This window comes from Chitinophaga sp. GbtcB8, from assembly GCF_019091455.1.
In the GTDB taxonomy this organism is placed as follows: Bacteria; Bacteroidota; Bacteroidia; order Chitinophagales; family Chitinophagaceae; genus Chitinophaga.
The window spans coordinates 92,384-104,357 of record NZ_JAGXJN010000033.1 but is presented as its reverse complement, the minus strand read 5'-3'; the positions used below and the strand labels follow the sequence as shown (position 1 = coordinate 104,357).

Annotated in this window: 8 protein-coding genes; 6 read left to right on the top strand and 2 right to left on the bottom strand. The window is 48.6% G+C overall.

The window, feature by feature from the left end; genetic code table 11:
* Positions 1 to 451, bottom strand: a 451-nt coding sequence (locus KVT36_RS24065; protein ID WP_217606003.1) for a DUF4157 domain-containing protein, incomplete at its 3' end; no start/stop codon positions are given.
* Between the two features lie 521 nt (positions 452 to 972).
* Between KVT36_RS24065 and KVT36_RS24060 the strand changes: the two genes are divergently transcribed.
* The 3 genes from KVT36_RS24060 to KVT36_RS24050 all read left to right on the top strand — a co-directional run bounded on the left by KVT36_RS24060 (position 973) and on the right by KVT36_RS24050 (position 3,210).
* Positions 973 to 1,248 carry a DUF5952 family protein gene (locus KVT36_RS24060; RefSeq protein ID WP_217606002.1) on the top strand — a complete coding sequence of 92 codons (276 nt, stop codon included), beginning with the start codon at positions 973 to 975 and terminating at the stop codon, positions 1,246 to 1,248.
* 605 nt (positions 1,249 to 1,853) lie between these two features.
* Complete coding sequence (locus tag KVT36_RS24055; protein ID WP_217606001.1) at positions 1,854 to 2,249, top strand: hypothetical protein; 396 nt, start codon at positions 1,854 to 1,856, stop codon at positions 2,247 to 2,249.
* Positions 2,250 to 2,535: 286 nt separating this feature from the next.
* Positions 2,536 to 3,210: a hypothetical protein gene (locus KVT36_RS24050; RefSeq protein WP_217606000.1), complete on the top strand. Its 675-nt coding sequence runs from the start codon at positions 2,536 to 2,538 to the stop codon at positions 3,208 to 3,210.
* A 176-nt stretch (positions 3,211 to 3,386) separates the two neighbouring features.
* Here the strand turns inward: KVT36_RS24050 and KVT36_RS24045 are convergent, their stop codons facing one another.
* Positions 3,387 to 5,831, bottom strand: coding sequence for an alpha/beta hydrolase-fold protein (locus KVT36_RS24045; RefSeq protein ID WP_217605999.1), 2,445 nt, complete (start codon positions 5,829 to 5,831; stop codon positions 3,387 to 3,389).
* 234 nt (positions 5,832 to 6,065) lie between these two features.
* Between KVT36_RS24045 and KVT36_RS24040 the strand changes: the two genes are divergently transcribed.
* From KVT36_RS24040 to KVT36_RS24030, 3 genes are all read left to right on the top strand, one after another.
* Positions 6,066 to 6,656 carry an RNA polymerase sigma factor gene (locus KVT36_RS24040; protein ID WP_217605998.1) on the top strand — a complete coding sequence of 197 codons (591 nt, stop codon included), beginning with the start codon at positions 6,066 to 6,068 and terminating at the stop codon, positions 6,654 to 6,656.
* 119 nt (positions 6,657 to 6,775) lie between these two features.
* Positions 6,776 to 7,795, top strand: a complete 1,020-nt coding sequence (locus KVT36_RS24035) for a FecR domain-containing protein (protein ID WP_217605997.1) — start codon at positions 6,776 to 6,778, stop codon at positions 7,793 to 7,795.
* A 510-nt stretch (positions 7,796 to 8,305) separates the two neighbouring features.
* Positions 8,306 to 11,971: a SusC/RagA family TonB-linked outer membrane protein gene (locus KVT36_RS24030; RefSeq protein ID WP_217605996.1), complete on the top strand. Its 3,666-nt coding sequence runs from the start codon at positions 8,306 to 8,308 to the stop codon at positions 11,969 to 11,971.
* Positions 11,972 to 11,974: the final 3 nt, after the last annotated feature.

Genomic DNA, 11,974 nt, shown 5'->3' with positions numbered 1-11,974 from the left:
GCCAGGCCACATGCGGCAAATGTTTTTCCTGGCCCGGGCCTACGTGAATATCATTGCCCTGTGCATAGGCCAGCGCGCTTAGCTGGGCGGGTTTGCTGGAGTTATAGTGCACCTTTACATCAGACATATCCATACCGGAAAGGTTTTCCACCCCGGATTTCAGGCTGTCGGGCATACCTGTATTATTGGCTTGCAGCTGTGTGGTGAATTTTCCCTGCACGGGTTTTTCCTCTTCCGGCAAAGTAGCTCTTTGCAAAACGAATTTGCCTTGCATCGGTAATTTTTTCTCTTCCTCTTCCGGCTGTAGCTGGGCTGGAAATTTGCCCTGCACTAATTCGTCCATATTGGCCGCATTTCTTTGTAAGGGTGCAGTGGAAGGTGCAGCTGTTTGTTCATCAGCAGCCGAACGGGAGCTGGAATAGGATTGATCTGAGGAGGAATATGTGAACATAGTTATAGAGGGTTTACCGGTAATAGTATAAATGTAGCAAAAATATCTGGTATGCGATCACCCCCAACATCTTCCCCGCATAATACCCGCATCAAGTCCACGTTATACCCACCGCTTACAACCGCCAGATGTACACTTCCGCAGGCCTTTCCTGCATGCAATCAGTGGTGGTAGCTGTGCCCCTCCCGGAAAAACAGCCGCAAAAGGTGTTGGCATTGTCCCCAGCTGCCCTGCAACCTTTTACACAACCGCATAGTACCCGCCCCCGAAACAGAAAACGTAAACAATTGGTAACCACGCTGCCGGCGCACCCGTCATAGAAAAACAGGGGTATACCTGCTAATAGCAGCTACAGGAAAGGGATACAGGACGGAAATAATTAACGATAATACTATTTTGAGGAATGGTAAGGCCCTCCTTTTTTTGTTATTTTTAGCTAACAGAATAATCAGTAACAAAAAGGCCAAAGACCGCTATTGTTAAACGTACGCTAACCGTTTCACCTGAAAACCCACCATCCTATGAACACGTACACCATTACCATTAATTGTGAACTGCTGAATGAAACCGGCATCCTGGTAGCCCGCACCCTCAAAACCATCGTAAATACACTACCCAGGGTTACAGACAAATACATGTTTGTAGCCAGCCAGCACTTCAAGCCTATCGTAGTTCAGCTCAAAAAGGTTATTGACCTGGATACCGGCCTGCCCGTATTCATTTGCAGCGGCGAAGAAGTAGACGACACCGAAGGAATCAAGGAGGTCATCGGCCACGCCGCCTTTGCAATGGATTGAATTTTTGGGGGGAGGGATTAAGGCCTGGGAATAAGGTTAAGGCTTGAGGAAATAAAATCTACAGCATAATGCCTGTAAAATTGATTGGCACCCCAGGGTAACGGGCGCATTCCTGTGATAAGATCTGCAACATGATGCCTTTAAAACAGCGTCTGCAAAATAACATCCAGAAATTAATGTCTCAAACCTGCACCCATACATTGACTGGCTCGCCGGCCCATCCGCCTGTATTTGTATGCTGCCTACCCCGTGCAACTTACCTTCGCAGCAGGTCCAAACGACGGACCTTGCCCGGCGTCATGCGCTTGATACCGCTTCATAGCATTCCTATGCTGATACGCCCTTCAACGCATCATGTGTGCACACACAGGCGGGTACAGTCCGGAGCTGGACCTGCGAGAAGAAGCCCTCTAAAACAGCAAACACCATAAGAATCAGGCGGGTACAGTCCGGAGCTGGATCTGCGAGAAGAAGTCCTTTAAACAGCAAGCACCACGGGTACACCTGCAAGAAGAAACCTTCTAAAACAGCAAACGCCATAAGAATCGGCATTGTCTTTGTTATAGCATACTTGAATCTTCCTGTACATAACTAAAATTCACAGTATGAAAGCATTGTTATTTTTGCCACTGTTAGTGATGAGCGTATGGATCACTGGCTGTACCAAGAAGTATGAGTATGTTACCCCCAACCAAACCATTCAAACCGATATTGCCGCTGGTGATTGGAAGCTGATTAACGATGGAAAAAGTTATGCAGTAACCATTAGCATGCCGGAAATAACTGACCAGGTGAACCAGGAGTTTGGAATAGTGGTATCTGTATCCGGCGATGGCGGTACCTTTGAAGCCATTCCTGAAGTATATGCAGGTTATAGCTACTCTTACACGCATACCACCGGTAGCCTTACCATCGAATCACAGGCCGTAAGCGGCACCACCGCCGGTACCGCTCCCCCGGCTATCACGGTAAAAATTGTGCTGGTGGAATCAGAACCATAATTTTACCGGTTAAATCAAAAATATAGCGGCTGTATCATTTATGATACGGCCGTTTTGTTTTGTAAACCCCTTTTTTATAAACCTACCCGTTTATGTAGGTGGTTGGTGTTATAAATCTTCTTAAATTAGCTACACTTTTATTGAGACCGTTAAAAAGATGCACATTGTAAGGTTTAACCATTCAACAGAAATATGAAACGCCAAAACAATTGAAACGTTATAGTCTATTCGCTCTATCTGATACAAAAGCATCCTTTTAGCAGCCCCGTTTAAATTTTTTAATATCATGGAAAATTCATTTAATCGCAGCGCTGTGCGTTTAATATCCGCGTTGCTGCTGGCCCTCACCAGCCCCTGCATTGCCAATGCCCAGGGTTCCAACAACCACCGCGTTCTAACGCACGCCAACTGGACCAATGAGCTGAACCTGCAGATCCCCTATGAGCAATTCAGCATCTGCGCTGGCGACAATGCCGTGCTGATCGCCACTTCTGGTCATGTTTTCCCCGAAACCCTATGGTACGATGCTCCTAAAGGCGGTAAGCTATTACACACCGGCAGCACCTTTAAGGTAAATCCCACAGAAACCACCGTGTATTATGCTGCTTCAGAGCTGTATACGGAAGAACGTGGCCGCGATGCCATTACCGTTACCGTTAGCAACTGCCAGCGCCGCCAGGCTATTGGTGATGATATTGGATATGTAGATGTACCTGCCAAAGCCGTAAAGCTGCAATTAACCGCCAACGCAGAAACCGGCGAGCTGTTATTGCAGGGCAAAGAGAACTGGGATGGCAGCCTGCTCACTGTGCAAAACAGCCAGGGTAAAGAAATACAACGGGAAGTGCTGAAAGGCGAACGTTTCCGTTTATCCGGCCGGTATACAGATGGGGTGTACATTGTGAATGTAACCACACCGGAAGGCAAAACGCTGATCGGGAAGCTAAGGTTGTATCAGTAAGTAAATGTTATTATAAAGAACAAGGGTTCATCATCTGTGCGCAGAGGATGAACCCTTGTATTATTTACTAATGTAGACTTGATAATTTAAGCAGCCATTCTCCGGAGTAAAATTCTAATTTGCTGCTACACCAAAATTATATACGATGTCGCAGGGAATATATTAATCATCAATTATTAATTCCTAACCTGCTCCTCTTCTTTCACCCTCCACTCATTATCATAAAACCCTGCCGTCTTAATCGCCTCAATCCCCCCTTTCATCAGCTCTGCGCTAAAGATCATATAATCCGGGAACCCACTGCCACCCGCAAAATACTGGTTTGCTTCCGCGGCATGCAGCCCTGTTATGCCCGTGCCGCTGATCACGGCAATACTGGCCGTTTTACTGTCCTGCCGTGGCCATACAAAATAGGCGGCCAGCGCGTCGCCAGTGTACTGTTGTGCACCCACCTGCAGCTGCCCGCGGTTCACCTGTATAGGGCAGTTTTTCAGTAAAGCATTCCATGCTTTATTACTGCCGGCATGGCCGTATAGAACAATGCCCTGGTCAGGGTAGGCAGCAGCCTTAAAATCTTTATCAGCCACCAGGTCCACGGCGCCGTTGCCGCGGTAGTACCAGGTTTCTGCATCATAGCGGGCTTTATTATACGCCCACTCATTTTCTGCAGCATTGCCGCTGGTGCCGTACACAAATACCATGTGGTGGTTAAAGGCTTCTTTCAGGGTGCCATTACGTTGCGGGCCTTTTTCAGTAGCAGCAGGTAATGTGCCAACGGCCCATTGTGCCTGTTTATGTAAATAAACCACCGTGTCTGATTTCGTGATCGTTAGCGGAGTGCCATCCAGCGTGATCGTAATAGTCCCAGCAGGCATATCTTTCAGGTCTAACGCTAACGTAGCTACGTTATCAGTAGTACCGGTTATGCTGCGGTGGTCCTCACTGCGGTGCAGCTGTATGCGGCTGTATTCCAGCGAGTGTTGTTGCTGCAGAATATGCGCCCAGCGCATGCCGGAAGAGATGGCGGGGTTGGCCGTGGTAAAATCAATATGCTGCCAGCTGCTGTCCGGCAAAATGGTATGCCATTGCAGGAACTGGAACAGCGGCGGCCAGTCCACGCACTTATCGCCGTACCAGTGCTCGCCGCCCGGGTACTCATAATAGCTGAAGTCAGCATGAAAACCGGACAGCACGCGTTTCATCTGCCGCGCATATTCAACAGAAACCACTTTATCGCTATCACCGTGTAATACGTACACACCTGCCGCTTTGTAATTATTGGCCAGCTTTAGCACGTTACTGGGGTTGCTGGCGCGCAGCAAGATCTTTTCCGTATTATTTTTCGGGGAGTCCGGTATCAGCCCGTCGGCAGATCCGTAACCTGTTAGGGTTGGGTAACCGGAACAAGGCGCCACAGCCGCCCATTTGCCGGGATAGGTGGCGCCCAGGTACCAGCTGCCATGCCCGCCCATAGAGTGGCCGGTTAAATATATTTTAGTAGGGTCTGGGGAGAATGTTTGCTTCGCAATATCCAGCACTTCCAGCGCATCAAGCCGGCCCCAGTCTTCCCAGTTAAAACCGCGGGGGCGGCGGTTAGTAGGCGCTACCAGCACACCCCAGTCTTTTTGCTTGTAGGCGCGGGCCTGGTTTATGGACTGTACTTCTGCGCCATGCACGGAAAGGAACAGGGCAGGGGCGCCGCCGGTGCTGCCTTCCTGTGGCGATACGCTGTAGTATTGCACACTGCCGTCTATCTGGCTTACAAAGGTGCTGGTATAATGATCGCCGGGGTTCACCACCTGTAAGGTAATATTCCGCTGGTCTATATTTCGTTTATTGCTGCCCGTTAGTATCAGTGTACAGGAGGCCGTGCCTTTCTGCTGCAGCTGGCTGGCATCCATTTTAAAGCCCACTTTGCGGGTGGTCATGGGCGCAATGTCCGGCAGGGTGCTTACCACTTCTTTGCCCTGTATGCCGGCGCTGATCTGTAAGCCTTTCAGGGCTTGTTTGCTGGTGTTAATAACCACTACTGCGCCCCATAGCTCTGTATTGGTTTTACCGCTTACAATAAACGGCAGGGTAGAATCTGCGGTGCTCAGGTACACGGGTTTAGGGGGAAACAGCAGCTGTGCCTGTATTCCCTGCCGTCCAAAGCTGCGGGCCGTGCGTACGTAAAATTCATTCAGCCCTTTCTTCAGCTGTACGGGAGTATACATCCAGCCGTAGCGGTAAATATCGCCGGCATGCGGTTCCCCGTTCACATACACCATCTGGTGCCCGGAAATATTCAGCACGGCTGTTTGCGCCGCAGGCGCATTATATGTAAGGTAGAGGTACCCGTTGTTAATCAGGCGGCCTTTGAACATACCGGCGCTGTCGGCCTCAATAGATTTCCAGCTGCCTGGTGTATTGTCCAAACCAGGAACGCTGCTGCCGGCTGCCGGTGTGCTAAGCTGCCCGGTGTATAACTGGTAGGCCAGGGGATCGGTGAACAGCGCCTGACGCCCGTATTGATGACTGGGCCCGCTGATCAGGCCCCTGGTAAAAGTGTAACGTTCCTGGGCATACGATATAGTACATACCAGGAAAAAAATCCATAGTAATAGGGTCCTTCTTATCATAAATTCAACTGTTTGTCCGTTCAAAATAGGCAATTAGGACCGTTTATCCCACCACCCCCACTTTAGTGTTATCCCGGACTTGGAAGGACATACTTATCAACGCAAAGCACATTTGCAAATATTTTAATTTAAATTTTTGTTATAAAGTGATCAGAATTGTCACTATTTTATGATGTAAAAAGAGGGAACAATGCTTTGGGGGAAGCGGGACTGCTTTTACAACCAAATGCCGACATGAACACATTAGATGCAGTATTAGTAGAACGGTTACACGAAAATGAAGTAGCCGCGTTTGATACCCTGTACTGGAAGTATCACGAAGTAGTTTATCGCAACATCCTGAAGCTCGTGAAAGAGACAGTAGTTGCAGAAGACATTTTACAGGAGGTTTTTATAAAGCTGTGGGAAAAAAGGCAGGAGATCAAGGCATCGCAGTCAGTAGCAGGCTGGTTGTTTGTGATCAGTTTTAATCTGTCTGTGAATTACAGCCGCAAGAAGCTGCGTGAACAAACCTTTCACCAGAAGCTCCTGGCCCTTGCTCCGGGTGAAGAATCCGGAACGGACCGTAAAGTCCTGCAGGAGGTGCAATACCATTTACTGGAGCAGGCCATCGCAGAACTATCGCCCCAGCGCCGCCGTATTGTAACCCTTTGTAAGCTGGAAGGCAAAACCTATGAGGAAGTAGCCAATGAGCTTAATATTTCCCGTAATACTGTCAAAGAACATCTATCCGCAGCCATGGTTAAACTCAATGACTACATTCAGAAGAACGCAGAACACAGGTATGTCCTGTTATTCCTTCTTTTCCTGAACCGCGACTGGTGAAGGTCAGCACATCAGGAACACCCTGTTTCGTATTATTCTAAATAATATATGAAATTTTCTGGAAGGAACACCCACCCTTTTTTTACACTTCATTGTATTTAAATTAAACAACCGACAGCGTGCACAATAGGAAGGAATATCTCAGGCATTTATTACATACAGAGGAATGGACGATTGCTGAGAAAGAATGGATGCTGCAGTATTTGGATGAGAACGATCTTTCAGAGCTTGAAGCATTAGCCGCAGAAGAATTCAATACTGACCTGGAGACTGTAAAACATACCCTCAACAGGAAAGTTGCAGAAGATCTTTTAGAGCGCATTCACCGGGATATGGATATACCCGCGCCACACCTTTCACAACCCAAAAGGAATACGGCCAGGGTGTATACATGGTGGGCAGCAGCGGCAGCAGCCATTTTGTTAGTAGCAGGTATCGGTTTTTACACCCTTACCCGCCAGTCTGTTAAACCACAGGTGGTAGCAACAAATAACGAACGTAAAACAATAAAGCTGCCGGATGGATCGCTGGTATCGCTGGAACCCGGTTCCACGCTGGAATATCCCGGGAGCTTTAGTGAAGATACGCGGGAGGTAAGCTTAATAGGAGAAGCGTATTTTGAGGTAGCGCATAATGATAAACAACCCTTTGTTATTCATTCCTCCCTCATAAATACCACGGTGCTGGCCACCTCTTTTAATATAGAAGCCAGGGACGCCGGCGCCGCAAGGGTAGTAGTAGTAAGCGGCCGCGTACAGGTACAGGCAAAAGGCCAAACCGCAGGAAGGGATCAGGCAATGATCATTACCGCCAACAAAAGCGCAGTATACAGCAAAGCAACCGACCAGCTGCAAATGCTGGATGCTGAAGACGATGCCCGCTTTTATGCGCAAAAACGCTCCGGTAAGTTCATGTACAAAGGCGTAACGCTGGATAAAGTGGTCAGTGACCTGGAGCGGTATTATAATACCACCATCATTACCCACGAAAGGATCCGCCATTGCGTGTTTAACGGTGATTTTAACACAACCGATGATATAGATAAAGCGCTTACTTTGATCGCAATATCATTAAACGCGAACATACGCAAGGACAGTAGTACTAACAGCTACACAATAACCGGTGGCAGCTGTTTATAAGAAAGTTACAGCAAATAACACAGTAGAAGAAAACCTAGTTGAATTGAAAACCAAACTAATCGCCAGTATGAAAATTTCCCTATTGTCAGATCCGGGGTAACCATTAACAGACAAGGTTAATCCAAACAGAAAAACCCTGTTTTGCAGAGAATCTATTGTTGTCTGGTTTCCTTAACGAACCGGAATGGGCTTCCTTTGCCCGGTAACCAGCCATAGTGGCATAATAGAAGTAATACAGAGAATTAGAGTCAACCAAAAAAACTAATCAAATGATGGAGCTGTTACGACAACCGCAACCCGGTTAGTCCAACTTATTTTTTACAAGGTTAATAATCCGTAAAAACGTTGCGCTGTTTTACAGCCGCTAAACTATTGCCTGGACTTTAAGAAGTCCGGGACGGAGATCCTATTTCCTTAACGGTACAAGTGTTCTGAACAACCAACGGAACGCTAATGGAGAAGGTATGCCCTGCCAGCTGTACTCAATGCTAATATACAATAAAGTGAAACATGCGCATTAAAAAGACGCTCTACTTAAAATTATCACTGGTATTCCTGTTCATGCTGGGCGTGATGAAAAGCCCTGCAGCAGGCGTAAAGAGCGCGCAAAATGCGCTCGACAAAAAGATCACGATCGAATTAAAAGATGTAGTGCTGAAAGATGCGCTGGAAAGGATTGCAGACCTGGCCTCCATATCTTTTGTATATGTGAATACCGAAGCGCTGGAAGCCAACCGCGTAAACCTGCATGCACATGATGAAAAAGTAGGTACCCTGCTGGATAAGCTGCTTACGCCGTACTCCCTTTCTTACTCCGTAGTATATGACCGCGTTGTTATCCGCAAAAGCGAGCGGAAAACAATACGTCCTGAAGGAGCCTTATCCATCAGGGCCATTACCACCCCGCAGCAGAAACAGACCATTGATGTAAAAGGCGTGGTAACCTCTGAAAAGAAAGAGCCGCTTGTAGGCATTTCCATCGGGGTAAAAGGTACTTCCCGCGGTACCATGACCAATGAAAGAGGCGAGTTTGAAATTAAACGCATCAGTAGCGATGCCATCCTGGTATTCAGCGGCACCGGTTATAAGCAGGAAGAGCTGAACCTGTCCACCTACAAAGGCGGAACACTGGCCATACAATTAACGGAAAAGCCTACACGCTTAAATGAAGTGGTGGTAACCGGCTTTCAGAATATAGATAAGAACAAATTCTCCGGCGCCGCCACTCGCTTAAAAATGGAAGATGCCAAGATGGACGGGTTGGTGGATGTAAGCCGTATGCTGGAAGGCCGCGTTGCCGGTGTGGCCATCCAGAACGTGTCCGGTACATTTGGCACCGCGCCTAAAGTACGCGTGCGCGGCGCTACCTCTATTAACGGGGATAACAAGCCCCTGTGGGTAGTAGATGGTGTGGTGCTGGAAGATGTGGTGAATATATCCAATGATCAGCTGTCCAGCGGTGACCCTACCACCTTGCTGGGATCCGCCGTTGCAGGCCTTAACTCCAATGATATTGAAAGCTTCGACATCCTGAAAGATGCCGCCGCTACGGCGTTATATGGCGCGCGCGCCATGAACGGCGTAGTGGTGATCACCACCAAAAAAGGACGTGTAGGCAAACCCGTGGTAACCTACACGGGCAACTTCAGCACCCAGCTGAAACCTACCTACGGCAATTTTAATATCATGAACTCCGCACAGCAAATGTCTGTGCTGGGCGAGCTGGAACGCAAAGGCATCCTTAGCTCCAACATCCTTTCCCGGGGCGATGTTGGCGTGTTCGGCAAAATGTACGAGCGCCTGAACGGGGACGATGCCGGCAACATCCCACTGGAAAATACCCCGGAAGCCCTGCGCGCCTTTTTAATGCGCTACGGCAAAACCAACACCGATTGGTTTGACCTCCTGTTCCGCAACAACTTTATACAGGAACACTCCGTCAGCATTTCCAGTGGTACAGAAAAATCGCAGTCCTATTTCTCCACCAGCTATTACAGTGATAACGGCTGGACCATTGGGGATAAGGTCACCCGGTACACCATGAACTACCGCAATAACTATAAATTTTCTGACCGGCTTTCAGCCGGTTTCTCCACCTTAGGTTCTGTACGCCAGCAACGTGCCCCCGGCGCATTGTCGCGCACCAGCAACCCGGTAGAAGGGCAGTATGACCGCGAGTTTGATATTAACCCGTTCAGCTACTCCCTGAATACCAGCCGCACCTTAACCGCTTATGATGAGCAGGGCAACCTGGAATATTTCAGAAGGAACTTTGCCCCCTTCAACATCATTAACGAGCTGCAGAACAACTACCTGAGCCTGAACATGATCGATCTGCGCCTGCAGGGCGATCTGGCCTTCAAGCTCAATGATCACCTGCGTTATGAGTTCGTAGGTGCGTTACGGTATGTAAAGTCATCCCGCGAGCACCAGATCACAGAAAATGCCAACATGGCCAATGCCTACCGCGCTAACGGCAACGCCACCATTGCAGCCAACAACAAGTTCCTGTACCGTGATCCGGATAACCCGGACGGTCAGCCCATTGTAGTGCTGCCCTATGGCGGCTTTTACAACCGTTCGGAAGATCAGCTGGTGAACTACGATTTCCGCAACAGCTTAACGTACACCAATACATTTTCAGATAAGCATAACGTGAATGTGCTGGTAGGCCAGCAGGTGAAGTATGCCGACCGTCAGGCATCATCCAACACCGGTTACGGCTACCAGTACAACAACGGCGGTGTACCCTTCATTGACTACCGTATCCTTAAACAAACCATAGAAGGAAATTTTCCTTATTACGGCATGAGCAAAGACTATGACCGCTTTGCCGCTTTTTATGCAACCGGTACTTATGCCTATGATGGTAAATATAACCTCACAGGCACGGCAAGGTACGATGGGTCTAACCGTCTTGGGCAGTCCCGCAAGGCGCGTTGGTTACCTACTTGGAGCGTGGCAGGCTCATGGAATGTGGACAGGGAAGCTTTTATGCAAAGGGTAAACGTGGTTGACTACCTGACGCTGAGAGCCAGTTACGGCCTAACGGCCAGTATGGGGCCTGCCACCAACTCCAATATCGTATACCAAACCATTAACACCAACCGTCCGCACCTGAACGAAGTGGAGTCTGTGATCGCTTTATCGCACCTGCAGAACGATGATCTTACCTGGGAAAAATTATACACCACCAACCTGGGGCTGGACGCGGGTTTATTTGACAGGCGTTTATCTGTGAACCTGGACCTCTACACCCGGCGCAGCTTTGATCTCATCAGCATTATCAAAACCTCCGGTATAGGCGGCGAAACAATGAAGGCAGCCAACTATGCGGATATGAGCTCCAAAGGTGTGGAGCTGATGGTAGGAGGGGAGATCATCCGCCGCAAAGACTGGGGCTGGCGTACCAATGTAACCTTTGGCTACAACACCAACAAGATCACCAATGCCAAGAACATACCCTCCATTTTTGACCTGGTAGTAGCAGAAGGCGGCAATAAGGAAGGGTATCCTGTGCGGAGCTTATTCTCCCTGCAATACAAGGGGCTGAATAGTAATACCGGCGTGCCCACCTTCGTGAATGAGCATGGCGAAAATAAATCCGATGTATACCTGCAGGACCTGAACACGCAATACCTCGTATATGCGGGCCCGGTAGATCCGCCGGTGAACGGTGGTTTCTCCAACACCTTCCATTACAAAGCGCTTTCCTTAAATATATTTTTCACGTACCAATGGGGTAACAAGATCCGCCTGTACCCGGCGTTTAAATCCACCTACACGGATCTGGATGCCATGCCCCGGGAGTTTTATGACCGTTGGGTAATGCCCGGCGATCAGAAGGCCACACAGGTGCCCTCCATTGCAGATGCCTTTGAGCAGCTGGTGTTTAACGGATCTCACCCTTACAATAACTATAACTATTCAACAGAAAGAATAGCCAAAGGCGATTTTATCCGCTTAAAAACAGTATCGCTCACCTACCAGATGCCGCAGCCGCTGATCAAACGCATTGGCTTAACCAATGCCGCCATCACAGCCGCCGCCATCAATCCCTGGCTCATTTATGCAGATAAAAAGCTGAAAGGGCAGGACCCGGAATTCTTTAACTCCGGTGGGGTGGCGCAGCCTATACAAAAACAATTTACGCTTTCATTAAAAGTCGGAATATAAAAA

Excerpts from the sequence above, each read along its gene's own strand:
- KVT36_RS24060 (WP_217606002.1), top strand. The coding sequence starts at position 973 with ATGAACACGTACACCATTACCATTAATTGTGAACTGCTGAATGAAACC.
- KVT36_RS24055 (WP_217606001.1), top strand. The coding sequence starts at position 1,854 with ATGAAAGCATTGTTATTTTTGCCACTGTTAGTGATGAGCGTATGGATC.
- KVT36_RS24050 (WP_217606000.1), top strand. The coding sequence starts at position 2,536 with ATGGAAAATTCATTTAATCGCAGCGCTGTGCGTTTAATATCCGCGTTG.
- KVT36_RS24045 (WP_217605999.1), bottom strand. The coding sequence starts at position 5,831 with ATGATAAGAAGGACCCTATTACTATGGATTTTTTTCCTGGTATGTACT.
- KVT36_RS24040 (WP_217605998.1), top strand. The coding sequence starts at position 6,066 with ATGAACACATTAGATGCAGTATTAGTAGAACGGTTACACGAAAATGAA.
- KVT36_RS24030 (WP_217605996.1), top strand. The coding sequence starts at position 8,306 with ATGCGCATTAAAAAGACGCTCTACTTAAAATTATCACTGGTATTCCTG.